The 25,888-nt window shown below is 56.5% G+C and carries 25 protein-coding genes and 1 pseudogene; 8 read left to right on the top strand and 18 right to left on the bottom strand.

The window, feature by feature from the left end; all coding sequences use genetic code 11:
• Window positions 1–215: 215 nt before the first annotated feature.
• The 3 genes from ACPOL_RS28985 to ACPOL_RS28975 form a co-directional block, all read right to left on the bottom strand.
• Window positions 216–587 (bottom strand): single-stranded DNA-binding protein, encoded by a 372-nt coding sequence (locus ACPOL_RS28985; RefSeq protein ID WP_114210255.1) that lies wholly within the window; start codon window positions 585–587, stop codon window positions 216–218.
• Window positions 588–958: 371 nt separating this feature from the next.
• Entirely contained in the window at window positions 959–1,813 is an 855-nt protein-coding gene (locus tag ACPOL_RS28980) for a RepB family DNA primase (RefSeq protein WP_114210254.1), read from the bottom strand.
• Window positions 1,814–1,946: 133 nt separating this feature from the next.
• Window positions 1,947–2,810, bottom strand: coding sequence for an ArdC-like ssDNA-binding domain-containing protein (locus ACPOL_RS28975; RefSeq protein WP_114210253.1), 864 nt, complete (start codon window positions 2,808–2,810; stop codon window positions 1,947–1,949).
• 332 nt (window positions 2,811–3,142) lie between these two features.
• On the opposite strand from ACPOL_RS28975, the gene ACPOL_RS28970 reads away from it, so the two are divergent.
• Window positions 3,143–4,306: an IS481 family transposase gene (locus ACPOL_RS28970; RefSeq protein WP_114210252.1), complete on the top strand. Its 1,164-nt coding sequence runs from the start codon at window positions 3,143–3,145 to the stop codon at window positions 4,304–4,306.
• 49 nt (window positions 4,307–4,355) lie between these two features.
• Here ACPOL_RS28970 and ACPOL_RS28965 read toward each other — a convergent pair whose 3' ends face one another.
• The 4 genes from ACPOL_RS28965 to ACPOL_RS28950 are packed head-to-tail and all read right to left on the bottom strand — an operon-like array spanning window position 4,356 to window position 6,336.
• Window positions 4,356–4,775: a DUF6632 domain-containing protein gene (locus tag ACPOL_RS28965; protein ID WP_114210251.1), complete on the bottom strand. Its 420-nt coding sequence runs from the start codon at window positions 4,773–4,775 to the stop codon at window positions 4,356–4,358.
• 45 nt (window positions 4,776–4,820) lie between these two features.
• Entirely contained in the window at window positions 4,821–5,291 is a 471-nt protein-coding gene (locus tag ACPOL_RS28960; RefSeq protein ID WP_114210250.1) for a PLDc N-terminal domain-containing protein, read from the bottom strand.
• Window positions 5,288–5,785 (bottom strand): zf-HC2 domain-containing protein, encoded by a 498-nt coding sequence (locus ACPOL_RS28955; RefSeq protein WP_114210249.1) that lies wholly within the window; start codon window positions 5,783–5,785, stop codon window positions 5,288–5,290. The genes ACPOL_RS28960 and ACPOL_RS28955 overlap by 4 nt, the downstream gene beginning before the upstream one ends.
• Window positions 5,782–6,336: an RNA polymerase sigma factor gene (locus ACPOL_RS28950; protein ID WP_236657102.1), complete on the bottom strand. Its 555-nt coding sequence runs from the start codon at window positions 6,334–6,336 to the stop codon at window positions 5,782–5,784. The genes ACPOL_RS28955 and ACPOL_RS28950 overlap by 4 nt, the downstream gene beginning before the upstream one ends.
• Before the next feature lie 411 nt (window positions 6,337–6,747).
• Here ACPOL_RS28950 and ACPOL_RS28940 point away from each other — a divergent pair, with 411 nt between their 5' ends.
• Window positions 6,748–7,809 (top strand): IS110 family RNA-guided transposase, encoded by a 1,062-nt coding sequence (locus ACPOL_RS28940; protein ID WP_114205765.1) that lies wholly within the window; start codon window positions 6,748–6,750, stop codon window positions 7,807–7,809.
• 768 nt (window positions 7,810–8,577) lie between these two features.
• Window positions 8,578–9,903: a group II intron reverse transcriptase/maturase gene (gene ltrA / locus ACPOL_RS28930; protein WP_114207509.1), complete on the top strand. Its 1,326-nt coding sequence runs from the start codon at window positions 8,578–8,580 to the stop codon at window positions 9,901–9,903.
• Between the two features lie 490 nt (window positions 9,904–10,393).
• Here the strand turns inward: ltrA and ACPOL_RS33280 are convergent, their stop codons facing one another.
• On the bottom strand, window positions 10,394–10,636 hold the full coding sequence (locus ACPOL_RS33280; RefSeq protein ID WP_150133168.1) for a hypothetical protein: 243 nt from the start codon (window positions 10,634–10,636) through the stop codon (window positions 10,394–10,396).
• A gap of 158 nt (window positions 10,637–10,794) precedes the next feature.
• Between ACPOL_RS33280 and ACPOL_RS28920 the strand changes: the two genes are divergently transcribed.
• From ACPOL_RS28920 to ACPOL_RS28910, 3 genes are read left to right on the top strand one after another with little or no spacing between them, the layout of a single operon-like run.
• Entirely contained in the window at window positions 10,795–11,478 is a 684-nt protein-coding gene (locus tag ACPOL_RS28920; RefSeq protein ID WP_161557631.1) for a tyrosine-type recombinase/integrase, read from the top strand.
• Window positions 11,475–12,425 carry a tyrosine-type recombinase/integrase gene (locus ACPOL_RS28915; protein WP_114210244.1) on the top strand — a complete coding sequence of 317 codons (951 nt, stop codon included), beginning with the start codon at window positions 11,475–11,477 and terminating at the stop codon, window positions 12,423–12,425. The genes ACPOL_RS28920 and ACPOL_RS28915 overlap by 4 nt, the downstream gene beginning before the upstream one ends.
• Entirely contained in the window at window positions 12,403–13,425 is a 1,023-nt protein-coding gene (locus tag ACPOL_RS28910) for a tyrosine-type recombinase/integrase (RefSeq protein ID WP_114210243.1), read from the top strand. Before ACPOL_RS28915 ends, ACPOL_RS28910 begins: the two co-directional genes overlap by 23 nt.
• 65 nt (window positions 13,426–13,490) lie before the next feature.
• On the opposite strand, the gene ACPOL_RS28905 is transcribed toward ACPOL_RS28910, so the two are convergent.
• The 7 genes from ACPOL_RS28905 to ACPOL_RS28870 all read right to left on the bottom strand — a co-directional run bounded on the left by ACPOL_RS28905 (window position 13,491) and on the right by ACPOL_RS28870 (window position 21,464).
• Window positions 13,491–14,183 carry an IS66 family transposase zinc-finger binding domain-containing protein gene (locus ACPOL_RS28905; RefSeq protein ID WP_114210242.1) on the bottom strand — a complete coding sequence of 231 codons (693 nt, stop codon included), beginning with the start codon at window positions 14,181–14,183 and terminating at the stop codon, window positions 13,491–13,493.
• Between the two features lie 75 nt (window positions 14,184–14,258).
• Complete coding sequence (gene tnpB / locus ACPOL_RS28900) at window positions 14,259–14,606, bottom strand: IS66 family insertion sequence element accessory protein TnpB (RefSeq protein WP_114210241.1); 348 nt, start codon at window positions 14,604–14,606, stop codon at window positions 14,259–14,261.
• On the bottom strand, window positions 14,603–14,992 hold the full coding sequence (gene tnpA, locus ACPOL_RS36650; protein WP_114210240.1) for an IS66-like element accessory protein TnpA: 390 nt from the start codon (window positions 14,990–14,992) through the stop codon (window positions 14,603–14,605). The genes tnpB and tnpA overlap by 4 nt, the downstream gene beginning before the upstream one ends.
• Entirely contained in the window at window positions 14,967–16,082 is a 1,116-nt protein-coding gene (locus ACPOL_RS28890; RefSeq protein WP_236657101.1) for a M61 family metallopeptidase, read from the bottom strand. The genes tnpA and ACPOL_RS28890 overlap by 26 nt, the downstream gene beginning before the upstream one ends.
• Window positions 16,083–16,228: 146 nt before the next feature.
• Window positions 16,229–16,594 (bottom strand): nuclear transport factor 2 family protein, encoded by a 366-nt coding sequence (locus tag ACPOL_RS28885; RefSeq protein ID WP_161557630.1) that lies wholly within the window; start codon window positions 16,592–16,594, stop codon window positions 16,229–16,231.
• A gap of 253 nt (window positions 16,595–16,847) precedes the next feature.
• Complete coding sequence (locus tag ACPOL_RS28880; protein ID WP_114210237.1) at window positions 16,848–18,659, bottom strand: TolB family protein; 1,812 nt, start codon at window positions 18,657–18,659, stop codon at window positions 16,848–16,850.
• Window positions 18,660–19,727: 1,068 nt separating this feature from the next.
• Complete coding sequence (locus tag ACPOL_RS28870) at window positions 19,728–21,464, bottom strand: FAD-dependent monooxygenase (protein WP_114210235.1); 1,737 nt, start codon at window positions 21,462–21,464, stop codon at window positions 19,728–19,730.
• A 250-nt stretch (window positions 21,465–21,714) separates the two neighbouring features.
• Between ACPOL_RS28870 and ACPOL_RS28865 the strand changes: the two genes are divergently transcribed.
• Window positions 21,715–22,575, top strand: a complete 861-nt coding sequence (locus ACPOL_RS28865; RefSeq protein ID WP_114211131.1) for a helix-turn-helix transcriptional regulator — start codon at window positions 21,715–21,717, stop codon at window positions 22,573–22,575.
• Window positions 22,576–23,187: 612 nt separating this feature from the next.
• On the opposite strand, the gene ACPOL_RS36645 is transcribed toward ACPOL_RS28865, so the two are convergent.
• The 3 genes and pseudogenes from ACPOL_RS36645 to ACPOL_RS28855 form a co-directional block, all read right to left on the bottom strand.
• Window positions 23,188–23,343, bottom strand: a complete 156-nt coding sequence (locus tag ACPOL_RS36645) for a TetR/AcrR family transcriptional regulator (RefSeq protein WP_114210234.1) — start codon at window positions 23,341–23,343, stop codon at window positions 23,188–23,190.
• 77 nt (window positions 23,344–23,420) lie between these two features.
• Window positions 23,421–23,639: pseudogene (locus ACPOL_RS35135) on the bottom strand (IS630 family transposase); the annotation flags it as partial.
• Window positions 23,639–23,893, bottom strand: coding sequence for a hypothetical protein (locus ACPOL_RS28855; RefSeq protein ID WP_114210233.1), 255 nt, complete (start codon window positions 23,891–23,893; stop codon window positions 23,639–23,641). The pseudogene ACPOL_RS35135 and the gene ACPOL_RS28855, both read right to left, overlap by 1 nt.
• 1,070 nt (window positions 23,894–24,963) lie before the next feature.
• Between ACPOL_RS28855 and ACPOL_RS28845 the strand changes: the two genes are divergently transcribed.
• Window positions 24,964–25,758, top strand: coding sequence for an AraC family transcriptional regulator (locus ACPOL_RS28845; RefSeq protein ID WP_114210231.1), 795 nt, complete (start codon window positions 24,964–24,966; stop codon window positions 25,756–25,758).
• The last annotated feature ends 130 nt before the right edge of the window (window positions 25,759–25,888 follow it).

Here is a 25,888-nt window from a genome sequence, read left to right as displayed (position 1 = left end):
CCCACCTTTTCCGTTCTCAGACATACCTCGTCGAAGTGTCAGTCCTCATAAACGCCGATGTCGCCGAGAACGATTCTCGGTTGATGCAATGGAGCAAACCCAGCAACGCTGACACCCGAGATGATCTGAGCCTACTTGATCTCACAGCCAGCCTCTATCTTCACAACAAATGGTGGATGAGACCTTCTCTGTCTCATCCACCTGAAAGCCGGCGATTACTCGTCGCCGGCTCCGTCTGTTGGGTCATCAGCGGCCTCGATCTTAGAGAGCCGCTTCATGCTGATGGCGTGGATCTCCGCTATCCGGTGCTTGAACGTGGTGCCCTCGATCTCATCCTCGACCTCGCGATACCGCAAGGTGCCTTCCAAGGTGATGAGCTGCCCCTTCTGGAGAGTCTTGGCGAACTTCGAGAGATTCCTCCAGGCAAAGACGCGGTGCCATTCGGTGCGGGTTTCGTAGTCGCCTTTGTCGTTCTTCCAGCTCTCCTGCGTAGCGATGTTGAGGACGACGTACTCTTTGTTGTTCTGAGCGGTTTCGGCTTCTGCGTTCTGTCCGAGGCGGCCGATGAGGATGATTTTGTTGAACATGGTGTTTGGCTCCGTTTCTTTTGGTGTATCCGCTGTCTGCGGTACATGCTTGCCCAACGGGTGTGCCGTCGCGACCCACTCCCTCGGCGACTGGACGGAATCTGCGGAAGGGGACCCAAACTTGTTTTGGGGCAGGAGTCCGCACCTCGCAGAGGCGCACAGCGGATTTTGGGAAGGAGAGCGTGCGTCCGAAGGGCGGGGGTGCTTTGAGCGCGGCACGCTGAACGCAGAGAGAAAGGCAAACCGGAAGGGAGCCGCCCTGTTCAATGGTTTTCCCTCATGGTGCAAGTAGCGAAAGCCAGCTCAGAAACTCGAAGAGTCAATCAGAATGCAACAGGGAAGAACGACAAATGGACTTGAAGCACCGATGCTTATCGCTCAGCCCATCTCCTCGCCTTTTCCATAGTTCTCCGGATGTAGGCAGCTCGCTTTGAAGTGCTGGGATCGCGGGATAGATAGTCGTCTTCAAGGGAACGTTCGATACGGTCCTCTGTTATCCCGTTGGCATAAGCGGCGACACAGAAGGCTATGTCTGCGGCGGCGGGTCTGTCCTGGTACTTGGTGGAGGTACGGAATCGTTCAAGAGACAGATTCGATAACCTCGGTCCCCGTTGGGGAGAAAGAGACGCTTGTATGCGTCGTTCCTCTCGTTCCTGTTCTCGCTCTTCATAGAGCTTCGTTATTTCCTGCGCGAAGGTCTCGGCCATCGGATACTGCTCGCCGCTATAACTCTTGAGCCGAACGAAAGGGAATAGACCATCGGGCTTGCGGTACTTAGGTTTGCAATTTGTGAAGCCGGGGAGCCGCCCGAACCGCCTCCAGTCCGCCGCGCTTGGATCGGCATCGTAGCGTCCGGCAAGAGTCTGTGCGGCGAAAGTTCCGAGGGGCTTTGGAAACACAGCGGGGTGCTTCAGCCAGGCTTGGAAGTTGCCGGCACTTGTCTCAACGACGGCGCAAGGATTGAAGCCATCCGCCGCGAGCCGCGCGAGCGTGGTCTCGTTGAGATCGTCTAGCACGGTGAAACGATGTTCCCCTGAAGGACGGACATAGATATGGGAGCCGCGAGCGTTGCGATACTTGAATAGCGAAAGCCGGTCGAGCACCGCCGCGGCGGGGATGCTGTCGAGACCGGGAAGCATACCCCGATCGCTCAGGACGCCGATATCGTAGAGCGGCGCTTCTACTGCTGTGAGGATGTTGCGAACTGTGGATTGGGTCTTGTCCATCGACGTCACCCTTCAAATGTATTTCACTGTGGGAGGGGTGCCGGGGAGGGAACGGCCCCGGCAAAAGGGGTGTGGGCGACCCTTTCCCCTGGTAGGAAGGGTCGCCGCGTTTGCTGGCGGGCAAGGAGCGCTTCTAGGCGGAGATGGCGAGCGGGGCGGGGGACTGTTCACCCTCGCCCTCCTCGATCTGTTCGCCTGAGTCCTCAATCATGCTGATAATCTTCTTCGCGGCATTGCCGATGGTCTGAAGGGAAGCGGTCAGCATCTCGGCGGTTACGTCATAGGTTGCAAGATAGAAGCGGCTTTCGGAGTGGATGCCGAAGTGAGCGAGGACCGCATAGGATACGGACTCGGCCTCAAGCTCTCTCTGCTGGCGTGTGGTGCCTTCGCGGTTGGTTCGGTGCATCAATTCGTGGCCGATTTCATGGGCGATTACTCCGCAACGTGCGGGGGTGTCTAACGTCTCCTCAATCTCGATTAAGCCGCCTTTGCTATAGCCTTCTGCGTTACCGGCGATAGCCTTGTAAACGAGCGTGATGTTGAGGTGGGCCGCTGCCTTCTCCAACAGCGGGAGAAGGGTTTCGCCTCCTTCTGTGGCGTTGGTGTTCAGTTCGGGGAGTGGTTGGCCGTCCGTCTGTTCCTGAGCGAAGACCGACACGGAACGAAAACCAAAGGGCCGGGATACCTTCTCCGTGGCGCCGTCTTTCTCCTCGTCCACCTTACGAACGATAGGAGCGAGAATGCGGATGCCGGTCTCGCCCTTCTTCACAAATCGGCCTAATGATTTCCAAGTGTTGAACCCGGCAACGCGGGTTGCTTCTGGCGCTTGCGTCCAGATCAGAAGGCAATTGCCAAACGAATATTTATAAAAGCGGCTCACGGTGGAAAGCCATGCGAGATAAGTTTCTGACTGCTTCGCGGCGTCGGTCTCGGCGCATAGTGCGGTGATGGATTCGTTGATCCTTGCGGTGAGTTCCTGTGCTTTGTCGTTGCTCATGTTCAGTGCTCCTTGGCTTTTGAATGGTTTGGCTGTGGCTGTTCTCACAGACACGCCTTGGCCCCCGGCCATCCGGGTGTGGGTAGCAAGCGCAAGGGGAGGGGAATCACCCATCCTTGTCGGCGGAGCTGAAGGCGGAGACGCAAGGGCAAGCGCAGCGAAGGTCTGCACAAGCGCAGCGCGGAAGACTGCGGGAAACCCCTTGCACGCGCGGGGAGCGAAGCTCCTGAGCGTACTTAGCACTTGCGTTACAAAACAGACCGGAGTCATGGTTTACAGCGAAACGCGACGGTAACGGACACGAGCCGTTTGGGTGACACAGACGATGGTGTATGCCCTGGAAAGAGAGTTGTATCTTGGATCAACGTTTGCAGTTTTTATCGAGTTATCAGAAGGAAGAGATGTCAGTGGCGGACCTGTGTCGCGCGTATGGGATCTCACGTCCAACGGCCTACCGCTGGATCAACCGGTACAACGAGACGGGACCAGAAGGACTCGTGGATCGCAGTCGCCGGCCGCATACCTGCTCGCACGCAACCCTTGAGCCGATGGAGAACGCTATTCTCGTCCTTCGTGCCAAGCATCCGTCTTGGGGCGCACGCAAGCTCAAGGCAAGGCTGGAAATGTTACAGCCAGAACTGGTATGGCCTGCAGCCAGCACATTCGGGAACATCCTGAGCCGCGCCGGCTTAACAAGTCCACAGAAGAAAAGAAAACGCATCACGCCTTGCTCAGAGCCGTTCTCAATGGTGACGGGACCAAATCAGTTGTGGTGTATGGATTTCAAAGGCTACTTCGTGACGGGCGACGGCAAGCGATGCGATCCGTTTACGATAACCGATGCGTATAGCCGTTATTTGATTCGTTGCCAGATCGTCTCGCGCATTGACCTTAGCCAGGTTCGAGCAATCTGTGAAGCGGCTATGCGGGAGTACGGAATGCCCGCTCGAATCAGGACGGACAACGGCGCGCCGTTTGCGGGCACGGGGCTCATGGGACTTTCGAAGCTCGCGCTCGGCTGGATGAAGCTTGGGATTGTTCACGAACGGATTCAAGCAGGCCGACCGCAACAGAACGGTCGCCACGAGCGCATGCATCGCACGCTGAAGGAGGACACGACAAAACCGCCTGCGTCATCTCTTCGCGCACAGCAGAGCCGCTTCGATAATTTTCGCTACGTCTTCAATAACGAGCGCCCACATGAGGGCTTGAAGAACGCAGTTCCGGCCAGTCTCTATCACCCCAGTTCTGTCCGACTGCCGCGCAAATTGCCGGAGTTCACCTACCCCAAAGGGCTTCTTCTGCGCAAAGTGAATAACAGTGGCGACATCAGCTGGCACAAGACCAGAATCTTCATCAGCGAAGTATTCCGCTTCGAAGAGCTCGCTCTTGAGCTAACCACGCCCGGGTTCTACAGGGTTTACTTTCGAGATCTCGAGGTCGGAGAGCTAAATGCGGAAGAGCTTCGTTTCAGAGCTGCACGAAGAGTCGTTTGAGCCTTGATGAGTGCATCGGCCTGATATCGACAGTTGAACTTCGAGATGCCTAGCGTTCGGCAAAGCGCGGCTCACTGATAGGCGCGCCGGCCGGCGATGCTTGTTTTGCCGGGAGGAGCGTAAGCAGTGTGCCTCCAATCACGACAAACATCACAATGTCCTGGGGACTATCCTGCCTGTGCATCCCGTGCGCCACGGCTTGCGCCGACATGATTGTCATCGTGAACGCATGGGCAAGGCTTGACCACGCCCCATAGGCGATCATCAAGCGATGCTTGGCCGGCTGCTTGACGGCCAACAACAGACAGACCCCAAGCGTCGTGTTAAGGCTCAGGAACATTGGCATGACGTCACTATGCCCGCTAAGCCACTTAGCGTGCCACAGGTTGTCGAACAGGAGATAGCCCCAAAAGCAATAAAGCAAGCCCACCAACACCAACACTACCTGTAAGGCGCGTTCACGTTTCATATCGTCCTCCGTTTTGTGCGATTGTCAGCTGTGATGCGTTCGATACTAAGAACTCTGCGAGTATCCGCAGTGGCTGCAGAATGCTTCTCCCTCGCGAATAGGTTTGTCACAGGATCTGCAAGGCACAAGGAGAGGCCCTCGGAACAGAAAATAAAGGATGAAGCCAATGAAATTGGGTATGAGGAAAGCGGCAATAACCCAGGCCCAGGCAGGCTTTCGACGCCTTTTTGCGTCCCCGTAGATATATCCGAGGGCAAGGAAAAAAGCCGCGGTGAAGACGCCAAACGTCAAGCCAAACCAAAGCGCTTCCGGCATCGCACTAAGAAATCCCTTGGTGGCAAGTAGTGAACGGCCCTTGCCAGAAGCAAAATAGAGCACCCAAATCGGGATCGCCAGTGCCGCGATGCCCATTGCAGATCGGGGTAGAATCTTCCGCGTTGCCGTTCCCAATAAGACAGCCGCAACTAAAATTCCGGCAAAAAACGCTATCAAAAGCACCGCCGATTGCTGTGTCATGCAATACCTCGATTCTCACTAGGCGCCGCGAGCAGACATAAGGCCGCGCAAAGAGATGGCAGTAGCCAAAAGACGAGCACGCCTGCCTGGACTTGAGCAGAGACAAAATGCATTGTCACCGCCAGGCGCTCGGCCATCTGGTACACGAGTCCCGATCCGACAAATGACATCGAGAGTGCTACAGCAAATGCAGCCCAGTTCTTGAATGGCACGCTGTGCTGTCGCATTGTCCCGGTGTGACGTGCCAGAATCCCACGGTGCTCTTCCGCCTGCAGCCTGAGGGCTGCGAGAACCCTGGCATTGAGGGTTGGATTTACCTCGAAGAAAAAACCGCTGAGGCCCGCGATAACCCGGTTGCTGTCGCTGAGATACTCCCTGCAGGTAACGCAAGTGGAGAGATGCTCGCGAAGAGATTGTTCCTTCTCCGCTGAGAGGACGCCCGCCAGACTCTCGTCGATCATGCGTTGGAAAGTGTCGTGGTGGTCAATGTTCATGCTGTTTCTCCCTCGAACTGCGGCCGCAGCGTTGCCAGTCCTCGATAAATTCTGGAAGCTACGGTAGAGACCGGCGCTCCCACGATCACGGATATCTCCTGTAGAGATAAATCTTCTTGAAAGCGGAGTACGAGGGCTTCGCGATAGACGGGGTCCAGAGTTTGCAGCGAGTTGGCAAGCCGCTCGGCATCTTGTGTCCGCGCCGCAAGCGTGTATGGCGAAGGCTCACCGGAAGCAGGCGATGAGCGAACACCATCCCCCTCATTTGAGTCGAGACTGAACATCGGTCGCTTACGCATGGCATCGAGTGCAATATTGCGTGCCACCCTGAAGAGCCAGGGCTCAAAGCGGGATTGCCCGTCGTACGACCCACCCCGCTCCAAGACTCGGAGCCACGTCTCCTGCACGAAATCGTCAATTCCATCGCGTCTGCCCAACAGGGAGACGAGATAACGCACAAGCCGGTATTGGTATTGCTGGACGAGAGCCTCAAGGACGACGACATCTCCCTGGCGCAACCCAAGCGCGATTCGTTGCGTTTCGCTTTCCATGGACGCCCTCGAAGTCAGCTCACAGTCGAACATACGACGGGTATACGAACCTTGGCCCCGAAATTACGAAAAGTAGAACCAGTGGCCATCGTGCATCCAGGTCGCCGGGCAAAAACAGACCATGGAAATGACAGAGTATGGAAAGCATGGAAAGCCATGATGCCGGCTTTCCACCCTTGTATGTTGCGTTCAGAGGCGTGACGATAGGTTACGTTTCGGCGGAGAGGCCGTTCCCACCCGAGGCCAGCCTTGCTGAGCCTGATGCGAAGATCGGCCGCCGTCCCTCTCTTTTTATGCTGTGGAGAATCGGAGGCCTTTGGAGCCTGCATGTTCAAGGTCAGCAGAAAGAGGAAGCCCGTGGACGCGGACAGGGACGGCTGCTGAAGCCCATCCTAGTGCCGAAGGAGGTCTATGAGCAAGCAGATCGTTGCTCTTGGTAAGCCCGCAGTTTCAACCGAGAAATACCCAGATCGCCAAGTGAAGAAGTTGTTTTGCGGTATTGATATAGGCGCGGAAACTCTGGCGATTGCAGTGATGGAGGTGGACCATCCGTGGGTGCAACGCGAGTTTGCCAACACCGTTGCGGGACACAAGGCGCTGCTCAACTGGCTGGGAAAGATGAAGGCGCCGGTGCGGGTATCGCTGGAGGCCACCGGCATTTATTCGATGGACCTGGCCTTGGCCCTGGATGCGACCGAGTTTGTGGAGGTAGCGGTGCTGAACCCAAAAAGGGTTCACGACTTTGCGCGGACACTTCGCCGGTCCAAAACGGACTCAGCAGATGCTCAGGTGCTGGCAGAGTTCAGTCTGCGCATGCCCTTTGCAGCCTGGCAAAAGCCCAGTCAAAGCGCCCTCGCTCTGCGCGCCATCAGCCGGCATCTGGAGGCGTTGGTGGTCCAGCAAAGGCGGGAAGGTAATCGCCTGCACGCCGCCGAAAGATCGTTAGCCACGCCGCGCTGTGTGATCGCGGACCTGAAGCGTTCGCTGGCCGGAGTTGACCGGCGCATCGTGAAGCTGCGCCGTGAGGCCCTGACGTTGATCGCCGCTGATGCCCACTTGAGCCAGCGTTTCAGGCTGTTAACAAGCGTTCCGGGCATCGCGGCCGTCAGCGCGTTGCAGATCCTGGGCGAACTGGTCCTGCTGGCCCCAGACATGAAGGTGCGTCAATGGGTCGCGCGCAGCGGGCTCGATCCGGTACACCAAGACTCTGGCACTTCGGTGCATAAACCATCGCGCATCAGTCGCGCTGGCAGTCGCCACCTGCGCCGGGCGCTTTATATGCCGGCTCTGGCCGCAGTGCGTTGGGACCCACATCTAAAGGCGTTCTATGAAGCCTTGCTTGCGCGGCACAAACGCAAACTGCAGGCACTGATCGCGGTCGCTCGCAAACTGCTTCACGCCATCTACGGCATCTTCGGCAGCCAAACTCCCTACGACGGAAGCAAGCTCTTCCCGCATCTGCTGACCATATAAACGCTACAATCGCCTCATCAAGTGAAACGGAAGCGGGCTCTGCTGGGAAGCAACCATGCCGAGGGATAACTTGGTGGGCTCATCCCGACGATGAACCAACAGCCGAGCGGGGATATCCTCGCTCGGCCCAGACAGGCATCGGAGGGAAAGACCCACCATGCCTTGAAAATCCATTCCATCCCCACCGAAAATGCTTGCACTACAAGAGAGAATCTTCCCACACTCTTTGGAAATCCCTTTGCGCTTCCCACTATTGGAATGGTCCGCGTGCGCCGTGAAAGGCGTTTAGTCCACAGTGGGTGCAAGTCCCACCCGGGAGCTGGTTCGTTCCGCCCGGTAGCAATCGGAGCAGCGGCAGAGGTAACGAAGCTGCTGAAGCCTCCGGTGGAAGAGGGTCGTAAAGGCGACTCTGCAAGCGTGCAGGCCGTAACGTGAGTGAACGCTGAGCAAGCCTCGAAATCCATGATGCAGGAGCCGACCCGCCGCGGACTTGGGGAAGGCCGATGAGGGGGAAGAGTATGAGCGAACAGCTTCCTTCAACCTGCCGGGGTAGTGGCGACGGCATGTAAGCAAAGGGGACTGAAGGCAACACGGGAAGCCCCAGCGGTGATTGTGGTTGGATCAACTGGCAGCTCGCGAGAGACAGGCCGGGCCGTTTGGGGTGGCGGAGAGGCCTGTAGTACCGATGAAGCCGGGTAATGCCGGTGGAGGGAAGAGGCCTCAGTTGAAGGCGAACGTAATAAACGACGAGGGACAACGGGATTGGTGATGAACCTAACAACCCTGATAAGCGTTCAGAAGTTGCAGATGGCGTTACACGCAAAAGCGAAGGAATCGCCCTACTTTCGTTTCCACGCGTTGTACGACAAGGTGTACCGCGCGGATGTTCTGGTGTATGCCTACAAACGCTGCAAAGCCAATGGCGGGGCAGCGGGAGTGGACAATCAGACATTTGAGGACATCGAGCAGTACGGTGTGGAGCGGAGGTTAGACGAACTGGCGCAAGAACTGAAAAGTCGAACGTATCAACCGCAGCCTGTGCGGCGGGTATACCTACCCAAGCCGGATGGGAAGCAGAGGCCGTTAGGGATACCAACAATCTGGGATCGGGTTGTGCAGACGGCGGCAATGTTGGTGCTCGATCCAATCTTCGAGGCCGACTTGCAACCTGAGCAGTATGCCTATCGGGCAGACCGCAGCGCATTGGACGCAGTGCGGCATGTCCACAAGCTGATCAACACTGGCCATAGAAGGATTGTAGATGCGGATCTCAGCAGCTACTTCGATAGCATTCCACATGCCGATCTTATGAGGTCGGTCGCTCGAAGGATCGTCGACGGAGCGATGTTGCATCTGATCAAGATGTGGCTGGAAGCTCCGGTTGAGGAAACCGATGAACGCGGGAATAAACGTCGGAGCCTGCGCAATCGGGACGAAGGTCGGGGCACTCCACAAGGAGCTCCGATCAGCCCGTTGCTCAGCAATCTGTATATGCGCCGGTTTGTGCTCGGGTGGAAGGAACTTGGGCATGAGGCGCGTTGGGAAGCGTATATCGTGAACTACGCCGATGATCTTGTCATCTGCTGTCGGATGGGGGCGGAACAAGCTCTAGCCACAATGCGGAAGATGATGTCGAAGCTGAAGTTGACGGTGAACGACTCGAAGACGCGGGTCTGCTCTGTGCCGGAAGAGAAGTTTGATTTTCTTGGATACACGTTTGGTCAATGCTACAGCCCCAAAACTGGACGGGCCTATCTTGGCACCGTTCCAGCGCGAAAGCGGGTGCAACGCATCTGCCGGGAGATACGCGAAATGACCGGACGGAGTACAACCTCGTTGGATCCAGCGACAATAGTGACGAAGCTCAATCGCACAATGTGCGGATGGGCGAACTACTTTTGTCTTGGGCCGGTCAGTACAGCCTATCGTGCTGTAGATGGTTACGCGACGATGAGGCTGCGTCTGTGGTTGCGAACGAAACATAAGGCCTCTGGACGTGCAAACGGGATGTTTCCGGATACATATCTTCATGGAGCCTTGGGTCTCGTTCGTCTGGACAAACGGACACGCAACTTTCCGTGGGCGAAAGCGTGAGTCTTCTCCGAGAGCCGGATGCGGGAGATCCGCCTGTCCGGTTCGATGAGCGGGATGTGGAAACGGAGCAAGGTGAACCTAGTGAGGCACCGGCAGACGAAAGAGCCGGAAACAGATAGGGATCACCTAAACCACCGCGCCACATCTCGACTCTACCGCACAGGCGCTGGATAGGCTAAGTTCTCCCGGCGCGAGTCGCTGGTTCATGCTTCATCCTCGGCTTCGTCATTAATTTGGCTACCGCGTTCCTTCGAGTCGGGCGCCGCTTGAGTATCCAACACACGTCGCGGGATCTTGATCGAAGAAGACGATAGCGTCCGGCAGCCTGATGGTCCCTCGCCGCGCTGCCGGGACTCTTTTCAAATCCGGAAAAGCAAGTCAGCCTCGCTGGTGTTGAATGGCAAAAGCAAAATGGAGTTTGCTAGTCACCGCGAGGCTACTGGCGAAGTGAGGAGCCCTCACGAGACAAAGGCTCTGTGTGCCGTGCCCCTCACATCGCAGGTAGTGGACTCTTGCTTGGCGCCAGAATGTCGTCAAACCGGGGCGGGGTACCGTCAACACGATGGAGTGAAGGGTAACGCAGGCCTCCATGGTAGTCGAGCGTGATCATCTGATATCTGTCGCCGCGTAGAACGACAAGCTCGATCGGCTTGATATCCTTTTCCGCAGCCAAGATGGCCTTGCGTAGAACCTCAGACGTGTAAGCAGATCCGTTGACTGAGATGATGCTCATGTCAGGTGTAATCCCGGCTTTGTACGCCACGCTGTTCCAATAGACCGCACTAATCCCGCCGCTGGAATCGTTCCCACCGCGCGGGGAGCCGACTTCAGGATGTAGATGAGTTCCTGACTCTGAAAGGGACGGGCAGTTGGAGTCGGACATCCGTATCGGTGGCAGCGCAGGCGCTGCGTGCCTTTTTCCGTCATGCGGAGCGGCGTGGATGGTGCAAGGCGGGTATCGCAGGAGCGATCCAAGGGCCCCGCAGATATGTTCACGAGGGACTGCCGGATGGGCCGACGTGGGAAGAGGTACAGCGGTTGCTGCTCGGGATCAAGGGAAGCAGTCCATCGGCGCTCCGTGCCAGGGCGGTCCTGTTGCTGTTCGCAATCTATGGGCTGCGCAGCGGCGAGGTGTCGCGTCTACTGCTGAGCGACTTCGACTGGTCGGCGGAGACGTTCTTGGTGACGCACTCCAAGCGCGGCGGAAGGCAGCCGTATCCGCTACAACACGAGGTAGGTGAAGCGGTCCTGGAGTATGTCGTCAAGTGTCGCCCGCGCACCGGGAGCCGCCATGTGTTCTTGACTCTCCATGCTCCTTACCGGAGCGTCAGTCCTGCCAGCTTATGGGCGTTGACAAGCCGGAGGATCAAGGCGGCCGGCATCCAATGCCGGCGAAGCGGGCCGCACTGTCTGCGCCATGCCTGCGCGACGCACCTGTTGCAGGAGGGCGTGTCGTTGAAAGAAATCGGCGATCTCCTTGGACATCGAAGCGCAATTTCGACGGGGATCTACGCCAAGGTCGATATCTCGATGTTGCGCCGTGTTGCGGACTTCGACCTCGGAGGGCTGCTATGAATCTAGCTGAATCAATCACCCTCTACATCACAAAGCGTCAGGCTGCAGGGGAAAAATACTACAGTCCGGCCAGAGTGCTTCGTGCCTTATCGCGCAGTCATGGTGAAATCGAACTCGCCTCACTGACATCGGATCAGGTATCGTGCTTCCTGGCCGGCCCACGCACTGGACCTGCAACGTGGCGGAACAAATATGGCACGTTGCGAGTCTTTTTCGAGCACTGGCTGCTGCGAGAGGAGTTGCACACGGTTCCTCTACCGCCTCCGGCCCCGAAGTACACGAGCAGCTTCGTTCCCTACATCTACTCTGTTTCCGAGTTGCGGCTGTTGTTGGCTGCCGTTCCTCGCTGTCAGCAGAGAGATGCGTGTCTCATGTCGGCCCCGATGTTCCGTACCTTGCTCCTTCTGCTCTACGGCACGGGGATGCGAATCGGTGAAGTTCTACGACTGCGCGGTGACGATGTGGACCTTGGTGCTGGTGTCATCACGGTGCGGGGAACGAAGTTCTACAAATCGCGGCTGGTGCCACTTGGGCCGCATGTTCAGGCACATCTGCGAAGCTATCTTGCCCTGCCGGGGAGGATCGATCGCAACCATCAACCGCTCTTCCAATCCCGACTGCACAAGGCTGTTCGATGTCAGGTAGTTGAGATCGGCTTCCGGCGGCTATGCAATCTTGCGGGCGTTCGTCGGGAAGATGCAAGTCTCTACCAGCCGCGCATCCACGATCTGCGGCATACCTTCGCCGTGCATCGGCTCACGGAGTGGTATCAAAATGGTGCCGATGTGCAGCTTCTTCTGCCTGTTCTCTCGATCTATCTTGGGCATGTCGAGTTGCACTCCACCCAGCGCTATCTGACGATGACGCCGGAGCTTCTGGGAGAGGCCAATCGCCGCTTCGAGCGCTATGTATGCGGAGGTGGCGATGAACAAGAAACAGAGCGATAAACATACCCTCGGCTCCTGGGTCCGACGCTTCCTGATGGAGCATCTCCCCGACGACCGCAACCTCTCGCGCAATACGCAGCAGAGCTATCGGGATGCGCTACGTCTGCTGATCGTGTTCGCCGCTAGCCTGTTGCACAAGAAGGCTGACGAGCTTCGTGTTGCCGACATCGACGCCGATCTGGTCCGGGCCTTCCTGCGCTATCTGGAAGAGAAGCGCGGCTGTACGATCTCCACGCGCAATCAGCGCTTGGCGGCCATCCATGCCATGGCTACCTTCATCGGACAGCGCAGCCCTGAAGACCTTGGCTGGTCGGCCCAACTTCGCGCGGTGGAGTTCAAGCGATCGACCCACCTTCCTGTCGGGTACCTGGACAAACGTGAGATCGATGCGTTGCTGGCTGTTCCCGACCAATCCACACGGATCGGGTACAGGGACCATGTCTTGCTGTTGTTCCTTTACAACTCCGGAGCGCGTGCGGATGAAGCGGCGCAACTGGAGATAGGCGATCTGACTCTGCGCAGCGATGGAACGAGCACTCTATCTTCGGTGCGGCTAAAGGGCAAAGGAAATAAAGTCCGCCTCTGCCCGCTGTGGGCTTCTACCGTACTCGCACTGCGTGAGCTTACACGCGGGCGGGAGGATCACGAGCGCGTGTTCCTGAGTCGCGCAGCCGAACCGCTGACACGCTTCGGGGTGCATGACATCGTCACGCGCCATGCGCGAGCTGCGGCAACCTCCGTGCCCGAGATGCAAAAGAAGAAAATCGTCCCGCACACCATCCGTCACACGACCGCAACGCACCTGCTGCGCGCCGGAGTGGACATCAACACCATCCGTGCGTGGCTGGGGCATGTCTCGCTCGACACCACCAATATCTACGCCGAGACGGACCTCGATATGAAAGCAAAGGCGCTCGGCATGTGCGAACAGAACCAGCCACCCGGAAGGAAACGCTGGCGGGACAATCCCGACCTGCTCACCTTCCTCGCCCAACTCTAATCCATACTTATGTGACGTTCGGTAGTGCAGATCCCCAGTGTCCATAGGGACTCAACGGCTGAACGTCACATAACTGCGAAGACAACATAATCAGCGAACTTCGACACAATCACGTGAGCAAGCAGACCAGGTGCGGGAAGACCGCGCTCGATCGGACGTGAGGGAGCAGGTGCTTCAATGACGCGATCACAGCCAGTGCAAGTGAACTTCGGCCGCACGTGACGGATGACCTTGAAACTGTCGGGGATGTACTCGAGCTGTTCAGAGACATCTTCACCAAACTGCCGCAACTGGCCGCCGCAATCAGCACAGCAATCGCCGGTCGGAGTGTGCGTGACCACTTCGCGTGACAGATGCTCCGGAAGAGGCTTGCGCTCGGGCCGCGCCTTGGGTTCTTTAGCCGGGGAGACTCGTTCGGCTACGGCCTCGAGCTCGGCATGTGTCGTCTCGTCGTCTTCAAGCTCCAGTTCCATCTGCTCGAGCTTGATGACGATCTTCTCGCTCTTGGTCCCGAAAATCACATGCCGCAGCTTGTCGACCATAAGCTTGAGATGTTCGATCCGCTCGCTGCGGGAGCGCAACTCATCAGCCTGGTCGGAGAGTGTCTGTCGGTGGGAATCGAGTTCGGCTTCCAGCCGGCGAATCTCCGCATCTCGATCTGCGATGAGGGAATCGAGCTGCTCTTGTTGTTCCATGAAGAGGTCAAGCAGGTCTTCGCGATCAAGGCTGTTCAGATCGGGGAGAGGAGCGCGATCCATGGACAAAGTATGCCATCGAAAAAGAGAGAAATCATCTGCAAAACCCGCATGAATAAAGGAGAATCAGCTTCGTCATCAGACTGCCACTTCGGGCTGCCATGTTCTCTCAACTCTCCGCCAATCGATGCCTTCTAAAAGCATCGAAAGCTGTGCACGACTCAGGTGAACCGTTCCGTTCTCCGCCTTCGGCCAGATGAAGCGGCCACGCTCCAGTCGCTTGGCGAACAGGCACAGACCATCGCCGTCCCACCACAAGAGTTTTACGATATCGCCTCTGCGCCCGCGAAACACGAACACGTGTCCGGAGAATGGCTGTTGCTGCAACACAGTCTGCACCTGGCCACTGAGTCCATCAAACCCGCGGCGCATATCGGTAACTCCGGCCACAATCCAGATCTTCGTTGCGGTGGGGAGTTGGATCACTTGCGCAGGCTCTCAAGAACCGTTCGAATCAGAACATGGTCAGCACCACTCTCGATGCTTATCACCGCTCGCCCGGGAAGCTCGATATGGATCGAGCCTGAACTCGTCGTCTGCGTCTGTGGCAGTTGCTCTGCAGGCTCGATCTCGGGCTCACTCAAACTCGACACCGCCACGGGCAGCAGCGCGGTATATGGCTCGGTCAGTTCACCACGTTCAAAAGCTCGACGCCACTTGAAAACCTGGTTGGCGTTCAAACCATGCGCCCGAGCCACTTCGGCAACGCTCGCACCCGGCTCCATGGTCAACTGCACGACCTGACGCTTCTCCGATACCGATCGCCATCTGCGCACGCGACGCCCGCTACTCGACTCCTCTATGTGCACCATGTGGTGATGTTCTGCTCTGGAGCGCGACTAGGAAAGAGGGGAACTCCGGACGCTTACGTGTCAAGCCCTCATATACCCACAGCAGGTCGTCGCGCATAGGCACATTGAAATTCGCAGTCCACAAATCCGCTGGTCGGCGGAACTTGCCGTTCCAGGAGTGGGCGTACTCGTGGCCGAGCAGATCGACACCGCCAACACCCGCGGCCCAGTCGGTGAAGTAGTTGGCCGGGTGCCCGTTTTCGCTCGACTGGTGATGCTCGAGACTCACTCCAAGCTTATCGCTCAGCGTTAGCAGGAAGTCGTAATGGTCATAGTGATGTGAGCCGTAAAGTTTGTCGGCTTCAGCCGTAAGACGCTTGTGCCACACGAGCTGTTCAGGCTTGATCTCGAGGTCTTGGGGTGAATCCGCAAAGAGATTAAGATGCACAGTGTCGGTCGGGGTAGGCGAGAGATCAACACGCTTGTAGTTCGAACCCGCATAGACGGGAGAGTCGACCAGCGTGTCAAGCGTCGTCGTCTTAAAAGTGACGATTTCTACTGCGTCAGTGGCAGTTTCAAGCGCGGTCGCGTACTTCCAACCGTTCGGTAGTTTAATGGTTGTGTCGAACGGGATATCGCGCGAGAAGTAACCCGCAGGATACATCAACACTTCATACCATGCGAGGTCGGCGATTTTATCGGAAATCTCGATCCTACCTTCGGTCCGCTTGATCGGCGAGAGGTATTGGAAATCCACGCTCACTGTCTTTGCGCCCGGCGTCAGCGGAATATGGAACGCATAAACGTTGGCGCGATCACGCACCCATTGCACGCGTCTCGCATCGACAGTCGTCACTATGCCGCCCAGCTTTGAAATCGGTCCCGTTGGCGAGTGATAGCCGGGGATCCACTGCGGGTAAAGGAGCACCATTTCCTTGGCGCCAGCTTTGCCTTCGGGCGCAACAGGAATCTCCTCGTGTACAGTCACGATGCGATCGACGTTATTGGTCAAGTCAACCACAAGCTTAATCGGGCCGATGTACGGTTGGTCCACCGGATCAACGATCGGGGGCGTCATTGGATCAGGCTGTGGTTGTGGCTGTGAGGACATAGGTCTTTGCGCCAGCACGGGCGAGAAAGTAGCACTTGTCGCGAGCAGAAGAGGCAGGCTGCTGCGGAGTACTCTGGAGCACTCACTGTGCCACCAGCGCATCCACTGCGGATTAGTGTTTCTATTTGTCGTTGAACCAGGATATCTCAACGTGCTGATTCACAGTTCTTCTGGCTGTTGTAGGTAAGATTTACGATCAGCCATTTGCCGTTGAGCTTTGCCAAGGTGAAGATATCCGTTCCGCAGTTGGTTGGCGTTCCATCGATTGTAAAAACGAAAGGCGCCCAGACCGAAGCAATATTGTTGTCTACCTGCACGATCGGATCATGTATAGGCTCGGCAAGGGAGCCACTCTTGATGTTCACGACGAGATCCGCAAGATTATCGATTGTCAAATGGCGCAACCCGCCTTCGCGGCTGATTGTGACGGCCGTGTCCGGTACTGTTTGAGCAAGCATCGCGGCTTTATCACGATGCGCGATCGCATCAAAGAAGCTGTAGACAGGAGCCATAACTTCCGACTGGGGAACTGCTGCTTGAGATAGTGCCGGGGAAGCGGCAAGAGCTAGGCTTATTGAGAAAAGAACTGCGCACGTCATTTCTATGCGACCTCGAGTGGTTGTGATTGGGTGAATCTAGTTAGCCGCCGCGGGGACCCACGAAACAAGCTCTCATTAATAGAAACATTTCAATAACACTTCGTTCCAAGCTTTATTCCGGCCCCGGCGCATTAGCGTCTGATGGTTGATGGTTGATGCAGTAAGCTTACCTGCTGGTCAGTGGCTGCTTCCAAATCTGCTTTGACTGTGTCTCACGTGTACAGGCGATCAAGCGCCCATCTGGTGAAACCCGCGGATGCATCAGATTCCCGGAATCATGAGTGAGCTGCTTAGGAACACCACCAGCACGCGGTATGGAGAAGAGTTGGAGGAGATTACCGGCTAGCCCACTAAAAATGATGCTTTGACCATCGTGCGACCAGTCGAGTCCACAGTATGTGGTGCAAGCATAATCGTAGAGCTTATCAGGATGAGATCCATCTGCACTGACAACCCACAGTACCCGTTTGTCATCACCCCGATCATCCTCAACACCAATCTCTTTACCGTCAAGCGACCATGAAGCCCACCGAACGCTGTGGATATCGCCCGGAAGCGGAAGCATCTCTTTATGGAGGACGGCTCCCGTCTCTGGATCCATAGTGAGCACCCAGAGCTTGGATATGCCTAAGGTCCCGCTGCGATCCCATGAGGCGAACAGCAACTTCTTCCCGTCGGGCGACCAATACGCCGGGCCAGTCTCCAGACCGAAGTCGGTCAGACGCATCTCGGGAGCATGAACATCGTCCGCCTTGCGAAGGTAGATATCGTCTGTGCTACCGTTGCCGTGATAGGACGCGACGGGTGCTGGAGAGCGGTGCGAATGGAATGCGATCCACTCTCCATTGGGAGACCAGGCCGGCGGAAAGTCCTCGTGATACCCGGAGACAATGATGGATGGCTGCGTCTTCCGTGTTCCCTTCGAGTTGACGCCAACGATTGCGTCATCGACGTCGAGCGGCTCGTCTGCCAAACGTGTATCCCCAAAAAAATAAGCTATCGTTGATCCGTCAAGATTCCACATGGGAACTTGTCCGCCCGCAATGACCTCCTTCGAAACCCCGCCCGTTGACGGGAGCGTCACGATGGAATCGTCCACCTCGGAACGCACCCAGTACAGAGCGTTCCCGGCAACGGCAGGACCAAAGTTGTCTCGACCAGCCGTTGCCACCACTGGATGCCGGTCTCCTGTTGCGATATCAATCTGGTAAATTTTCAGCCACCGGTCCGCATGCGGATGTGAGCGCATCTCGTTGCTCGGAGCTCCATCCGAAGCAAGCGAAAGGTAGATGCTCTTTTGGTCAGGCGCTAAGGCGATCTGACCGCCGAACAGGCTTATATCGAGATGACCGGCAATCAGGTGGGATTCACCTGTAGTGACATTAATCTGAGACAAAGAGCCTTCTCCGTCGCCGTTCAGCGCCAGGTAAAAGAAGGAGGATCCATCAGGCGAGAACAGCATCGCGGTCACCCTGCCATCAGGCTTGTAACCGTGTAGCTTCCCGCGGAGACCGACCAGCAAAGGATTCTCGGGAGCGCCAGCGCCGAAATATGCGATCTCCTTTGCATCGGGGGAGCATGTTGGCATAGAACGGTCAGGAATCGTAGCGAGCATCTCTCCACCGGGTGTCGGAAGGAACCATCCTGACCCACTTCCCGCTCGTCCAAGGCGCGCCAGCGAATCGGAGCCACAGAAAGCTGCACCCTTCAGTTCGGTCAGATTCCCCTTCAAGAGAGCAGGTTCCTCGCGGTCTCTAGTTATATCGTAAAGATGGAGATCATTTGGGTCGTTTCCGAAGGGCGCTTGCCTCGCGGTCGGTGAAATGCTGACCGAACTGAAGTAGCCGTCGATCCAGTGATTTTCTGATCTTTGGAGAACGAGCACTGTAGCGCCAACTGCTTGTTCTTCTCCATAGGAATTCATGGAGCTGAGCATGACGGCAAGGCCACCTAGGAGAGTACCGAGAGGAATGCGCATTTGAATGTTAGATGTTCACATCGGGTGCCTTGATGATCTAAATAGCGCCGATGCTTACAACAATTCTGCCATCACTCCGTTGATCGGACGCATCGATTGATGCAGTTTGTGCGGTCGGAACTCAAAGGCGCTTCCTTCTCCATGCTTGCAGTCTCTTCCTATCGCCAGCTTTACCTTTCTGCAGTCCTCTCGTTTCTTTGCTAAACGGGCGATCAATGATTTTTCGGGAGTGTCGCCAAATCCGTGCCGGGCACACGCCCCGGAACGGAAGCTCTCAATTGCGCTTCGGTGATGTTCAGCACCGCAACGGTCAGACAGAGCGAGCGTACTAAGCTCTTTGATCAACTCGCCGATTGACTCAGTGCGATGGGGGATCGTTCCCAAACCCCTTTGTCATTTTGCGCGCGGTGCTGGTGTTGACGCATCAGCAAGCGCGCAGGCGGTCTCAGCGATCACAGCCGCATTCTCGGCCAGATGGTGTTTGTCCAAGGTGTCTGCGGCTGTGTGGTGGTGATAGTTGAAATAGAAGAAAATCTGCTCGCGATCGCTGGGTATTGGTCGATACCGGGTGGACGGCACAGTAGAGGTGAACAAGCGGGAACGGGAGAATTTTGCGTTCATGCGGTTGTAGTGAGTATGCACCCGACATTAGCAAAGAGATGCAAAACGGAAAACGGTTCATTGCTTCAGCTTAGAGTTATCCATTGCTTCTAGGTCATGAGAAAGCACGCTGGCTGAACGTAGAGCCGGCTTGTCCATATCCATGGAATGCTTGGTAAGGCCTGTGCGGTAATCTCCCCACGCGCCGTGGCTTAGAGGACAGCAGCTTGCGGAAGAAGATCTGCGCGCGATCCTTAGGGATTGGCCGAAACCGCCGGAAGGCGGCACAACTGAGATGAACAAGCGAAAGTGCGGATACGATTGGACATTGGGCCACCTGCCCGCGCCGAGGATTGCGGTCGCTCTTGCAGGAACTACAAGTTATGCAGGAGCGACCGTCGGTGATGCCATGGTTCGCGGGGAGGGACGAGCTTTGAAGGGGAAGTGCGAATCCACAAGTTCTTGAAGTTAAGCCTGTCGATCAAGTATCCGTGCTACCGCATCCGTCAAGGCTCCTTCAGGATCTGTGTCCGTGGACATGCGTCGCCAGGCGATGTGCGCGTCCGGTCGGACCAGAAGACATCCATTTTCTGCGATCTCTCTCCGCTCTGCCCACTCATGGTGTAGATCGGTAACTTCGCACCCCGGTCCGATTTTGACTGCGGCGATGTCTAGAACGAAGCGCTCCGCGACGGCTTTTGCCGCACCGATCCACTCATCGCCACCAATGCCTGTCAAAAGTGTGAAGCGCCCTTGTCCTACCAAGTCCAGCGTGGAGACTTCGTGCCCTGACCGCTGTACCCACGCATGCGGCAGATGCGCGCCCGGGCAGGTTGTCGCGCGGGCATACAGCTCGAGATCGCGGCCGGTATCCTTGGGTTGCTGTCCCTCGTCGATCACGGCAACGGATTGATACAGGTGATTGAGTTCGAGACCCCGAGCACGGACTTCATGGATCTTCGCATGCATAGTTTCCTGGATCCCGCGTCGACGAGCAGCGCCGTCAGTTGAATTTGCAGCAATCCGCGCCAAGTCACCATCTCCCTCCGGTCTATTAGGATCCGCTAGCCCGATCGCTTCGAGCAAAGGCCGGTGAAGTTGCATGCTTTTGGTTGCGCGCGCAACGTACTGCTGCCCTACGGGAACGCGCTCCTGGCTATAACTCTCAAGGAGGCCGGCGCCCGCATGGTCGCGCAAGACGAGCGCGAGCTTCCAAGCGAGATTGTATGCATCCTGCATCGCGCAGTTGGAGCCTAGACCGTTGGATGGTACGTGCCGATGGACTGCGTCTCCCATGCAGAAAACACGACCGCGCTGATACAACGAAGCGCAGAGGGAGTTGAGATCCCACTTCCCAATAGAGGTCACCTTGGGTTCGATCTCTGGAATACCAAGATAATCGCGGATCACATCGACGGCCTCCGTCGTCGTCAAGTGTGGTGTCTCCTGCCCGGCGGTGTAGCCCTTAATGAACTGCCAGGTATTCCACGGCCGGAAACAGATGAGAAGACCGAGACCTGGACCTCCCCTGTCGGTGGAACTCCGGAGGATGTAGAAGATATGGCTGGGCCTGTAGGCCGTGTATTCCGAAAGGTCACAATCAAAGTGAATACTGAGGCTCCCTCCGAGTCTTCCAGGCCCATCGAAAGGCAATTCAAGAGCTTTCGCAACGCTACTGTTCCCACCATCGGCACCGATCAGGTAGCGGGCACGAATTGTTAGGTCCTGGCCCGTCAAGAGATCCCTGACGACAGCCGTAACCCCGGTTTCATTCTGGTCAAACGTCGTGAGTTCCGTTTGAAAACGAACTTGCGCTCCCTGTTGCGTCGCTGCTGTGAGCAAGATCGGTTCCAAGAGATTCTGCGGCAAATCGGCAATGGTGCACGGACTGGCGTTGAGGTTGTCCTCATCATCGAGCTGCAAACCCCTCAACCGAGCAAACTCGACATCAGAGGAAAGAGAACGAAGATACGTGAAGTTTGGCATTTCTGTGTACGGGGTAGCCGAGGCCATTGCCTGCGGCTCGATACCGAAATCTCGGAAGATTTCGAAAGAGCGCTGATTAGTGCAATGTGCGCGCGCCGTCGGAGCAAGTTGCGCATACTTTGTGATAGCAATCACGCGCACACCCTCACGCGCGAGCCCGATAGCCGCGGTCAGGCCTGCCGGCCCGCAGCCTACGATCAGGACGTCTGTTTCGATCAATTAATTCTCCTTACTGAATCTGGTGATGCGACGCTTGCGCCAGCGAGTACACACCGTGAGCGGTATTGCGCCGCGATCAGGACATGTTGTTTCGGTACTCGTTGATCACTACCGCTTCTATTTGTTGATTCATGTGCATGTGCTCTAAACTTCCCCTATGGGGATTGCAGCTTTAGCTATCTTCTGCCTGCCGTCCGGCTTTGAAAAGTAGTGACGGTATACCGGTAGGCCGACTAACAGGATGGGCGAAATGATCACAAACGCTGGGACGATAAACCGAGAGAGCGAGAACCTGCTTGGCACCTATCTGAAAGAGCGTCGATCCAGGCTGGATCCGGCGACTTTTGATCTGCCCACCGCCAGACGACGTACGCCCGGTTTACGACGCGAGGAAGTGGCTCAACGTGCCCATGTGAGCGTCACCTGGTATACATGGCTCGAACAGGGTCGCGGTGGGGCGCCCTCCGCGGATATGCTGGACCGGCTCGCCCGCGCCCTGGTCCTCGAAGAGACCGAACGTGAGCACCTTTATCTGCTCGCGCATGGCCGTCCGCCCGAAGTAAAGTCCCCCGTACGAACGAACGGTGTGTCCCCACGTATGCAGCGAGTGCTGGATGCCCTGGAGAGCAGCCCTGCGTTGATCAAGGATGCCGCATGGAACGTCGTGGCCTGGAACGAGGCAGCGGCTGCGGTGTTGATCGACTACGGCACCTTGTCGCCTGTCGAGCGCAACGTTCTGCGTCTGGTGTTTTGTCACCCCCGCCTCCGGGCCCAGTTGCCGGACTGGGAACAGATCGCCAGCTTCGTGGTCGCGACGTTCCGCGCTGAGCTCGCACGCACAGGCGCATCTCAGCAGACGCAAGCTCTTATCGAAGCGCTAAGCCGCGAAAGCCCGGAGTTTGCGGCTATGTGGCGCAACCACGAGGTACGAAAACACGGCGAGGGTATCAAACGCGTCCAGCCCGAGGTGGGCGAGTCCATCGCATTGGAATATTCCTCCTTCGCCATCGATGCGCAGGTAGGCCTGAGCATGGTCGTCTATATGCCCGCAACCCACGCAGACGCAGAACGGGTCAAAGCTTTGGTCACGCGTCGACGTGCGTTAGCATGAGTATCGACAATTTATGATCCGCCGCCTGAGTGCAAGGACTAGTTTGGTCGAGAAGACAATTTTGCGGCAAATTATTCGGCTCTTTTGATCGAGACGCGTGCTGCTGGACGGTTTGGCGGTGTGTCTGTTCTTACAAGTTGGACGCTCATCGAAGATCACGTAAATGCCACTACGTTGCCAATGGCTATGGCGACTATCAGAGCAATGCTCGGGATCTTGCGAATGCTGCCGGCGTGATTGGCTGAGATATGTTCCAGCTTGTCGTAACTCCTCGCGCCCGAGATGCGCATGTGTCAGCGGTGCGCTTCACCGGTTATGTATCCCGAGACGGCACCGAGCAGTCTCCGCGTCAAGCCGATGGACACTCGCTTCTCTTCTTTCACCTGCGGCGTCGACCAGACCCCGTGTAATCGCTAAGACATCTGCGGCGGCAATGCTTCTGTTTGTTACCTTCGGAGCGTCGGGAAACTCAAGGATGTGTTCTATAACGGCTGCAATTCAGAAAAGGGGGAAGAGACCTAACTGTGGAAGACCTCAAATCGCTCAGCGATGTCGACAGCCTAGCCAGTTGTGGGCGCCGCAATGGTTTCGCACTGAAGCCTTTATGCAGGACTAAATCGCCGCGTGGAAGCTGCAAGTTTGCGATAGCTCCTCAGTGACACGTAAAAGCGGCGCGCTCTCGCGCCCGATAATAGCGCTCAGGAGAGCTTCCTTACTAGTGAAGTACTGGTATACCGACCCTATGCTCACGCCCGCCTTTGCACCCACAGCATTGGTATTGAATCCTCAAAACCCTCCTCCTCCAAAAGAGAAGAGGCAGCTTCCACGATAATGCTCACGGTCTCCTAGTGTGCTGTCCCAGAGATTCGTGAACAAAGACGTACAAGCTTTTGAAGGATTGAGTCTGCTGTTGCGGTCCATGCGAAGGGTCAACAGGAGCTGTTGTAGTGCTGGACGAAGTGGTTGATTCTTTCGATCAGGTGTTTGACGCTCCTGAAGCTTTCTCTGGTACGTGGCCGAGATGTGAGGGATGATAGTTGCAGTTGATTCCAACTTAGGCTCGTCAGCTGATTTTACCCGCAAGGATGAGCACCTCCTCATATTCGGGCGCGTTACGCTTTACCATTTCGGCGAACCGGGGGTCGGCTAAAATCCGTTTTAAGGGATTGCCAAATGCCCGGCCTAAGATTGTGGACGGAATCACGCCGGCACTCCGCAAATGCTCGATTCGTTCGAAAAAATCCAGGCACCGCTCGATCACCTCGCGAATCCCTGGTTCATCAACAGACTTTCCGTCGAGTGCACGGACAGCTGCCATATGATCTTCAAGTTCCTTGAGCAACGCGTAGAGTGCCGGCGCTGCGCCGAAGCGACGTGCGTCCCTTATCTAGAGCGCGAGGAGCAAGAGGCTCACTGCAGAGATCAAGGCATAGACCGCTGAAGAGATGGCTGAGATGATCGTTGCGTCGAAAACCTTTGATCCGAATCCCATGGAGACGCTCCCGATTAATTGGAATGACCAAGCCGAAAGCGGCAGCGGCAGATACGACCTAGAGACACTGTAACAATGAGATTGCAATAGCTACCTTCTTAGGGCTGGTTTCCGTATGCGCGCAATGGCCTCTCGCACGGGACAATCTGCAGGACGCACCTGAAACCGGGAGGCCATGCTTGCGAGACGCGACTAAGAACGGACGTGACCGATAAGGGGAAACCTAACCGGCACGGCTAGCAAGTCAATTAAGCATATCTTCAATCGCGCGTTTGCTGTGGACCTCGAGCTCGTAGCGGCAAGCGACGCGATTGCACGCGGCTCGGTGGAGTGACCTTTGTGGGCTCGCGCTCTTGTCCTTCAAAGTATGTTTATTGTCCTCATCGATCTGTTCATTGGTCCTTCGCTAAACATCATAGAACCTGAGGAAATAGCACGATCTCAGCCGGAGCTTTGGGATGAACGACACACGGCGGCGAAGCAGACAATTGCGGCCTTCCATGAACGTTTGCTCAATAGGCCTTTAGCTGTGGAGGGCAAGCATGGACGGTCGTGTTCGAAATGATCGAAAGCACAATTGGATAGGACCTGTCCTGTGGCTCTTGGCAGCTGCCCTTCTTGTGCGCGCATTAATAGTTCTCTTGAGGACGTCGCCTCACAAGAGCACGAGCGTTTCAACATCTTCCATAGCTGCGACGCCCGTTTTTTCTAATAGGGATGATGTCGATTCATCTCATGCAATTGCAAAGGTGGACACGACACTTTCCGGGGAGGCGATGTTGAAACGACTGTCAACGTCGCAGCCGACTTCTTCTCGATCTGTTCAGTTTGTTTCCTCGCGGGTGAAGAAGAAGACCCAATTCTCGTAGCTGACAAATCCCTACGTCGATCAGGCCATGGAAAACAAGTCCTATGATCATGTGAATCTTCAGACTCAGACGGCCCCGCGACCGGTTTCGACGCTGGCTAAGGACGTTCCTGCTGGATACAACGGCTTTGTTCATGCTCACCCGCACGCAAAGCTTCTCTGCGCCACTTCGGGCAGCATGAAGGTCACGTTCGACTTCGGTTATTGGATCGTTCCTCCCCAGAGGGCCGTATGGCTCCCTCCTGGGTGTCTTCATCGGATCGGGAGTCTCGGTCCGGTAGCAATGAGAGCTCTTTACATCCGGAGAGACGTCTGTCCTTCCGAAGCGCCTGAAGTTCCGAGGATGATCGGCGTCTCGGCCTTGCTTCGCGAATTGATGCTCCGCGTCATCGATATTCCCGTTGAGTATGACCAGCAAGGGCAGGACGCGCTAATCATCGCTGCTCTACTGGGTGAGATCAAGTGGACCGCGGTCGAGCCCGTAGGCCTTCCGACGTTGAGGGATCGTCGTCTTCGAAGGATGGAAGACATCCTCCTACGAACGCCGAACGACAGGAGCACACTCGATCAATGGGCTGAACGTCTAGGAGTCTCCAGACGCACTCTGAACCGTCTTCTTCAGCGCGAAGCCAACCTCACCTTCCAGGCGTGGCGGGATCAAATGCGCGCGTTCTCGGCCTTACCACTGATGGCTGAAGGGCGGCGGCTCACGGAGATTGCAGATACAGTCGGCTATGATACGGCTTGGAGCTTCACAGCGATGTTCAAACGTGTGACGGGAGTCGCCCCGAGCCGCTACTTTTCGGTGGATGGCAATGTATGACTCGGCGGGTACGCTATCTTGATGCTCTACTCGCAAGGCGAATTATTGAAAAGCACGCCACACGCTAGGCGTCGGCAAAGAATCGTTTGTGCAACGATTTCGAACGGGCCTAAAACCTAGCATTTTGAGT

The sequence above is a fragment of the Acidisarcina polymorpha genome (assembly GCF_003330725.1).
GTDB classification, from domain to species: Bacteria; Acidobacteriota; Terriglobia; order Terriglobales; family Acidobacteriaceae; genus Acidisarcina; species Acidisarcina polymorpha.
The sequence above is the reverse complement of the archived record's forward strand: the minus strand, read 5'-3'. Positions and strand labels throughout refer to the sequence as shown.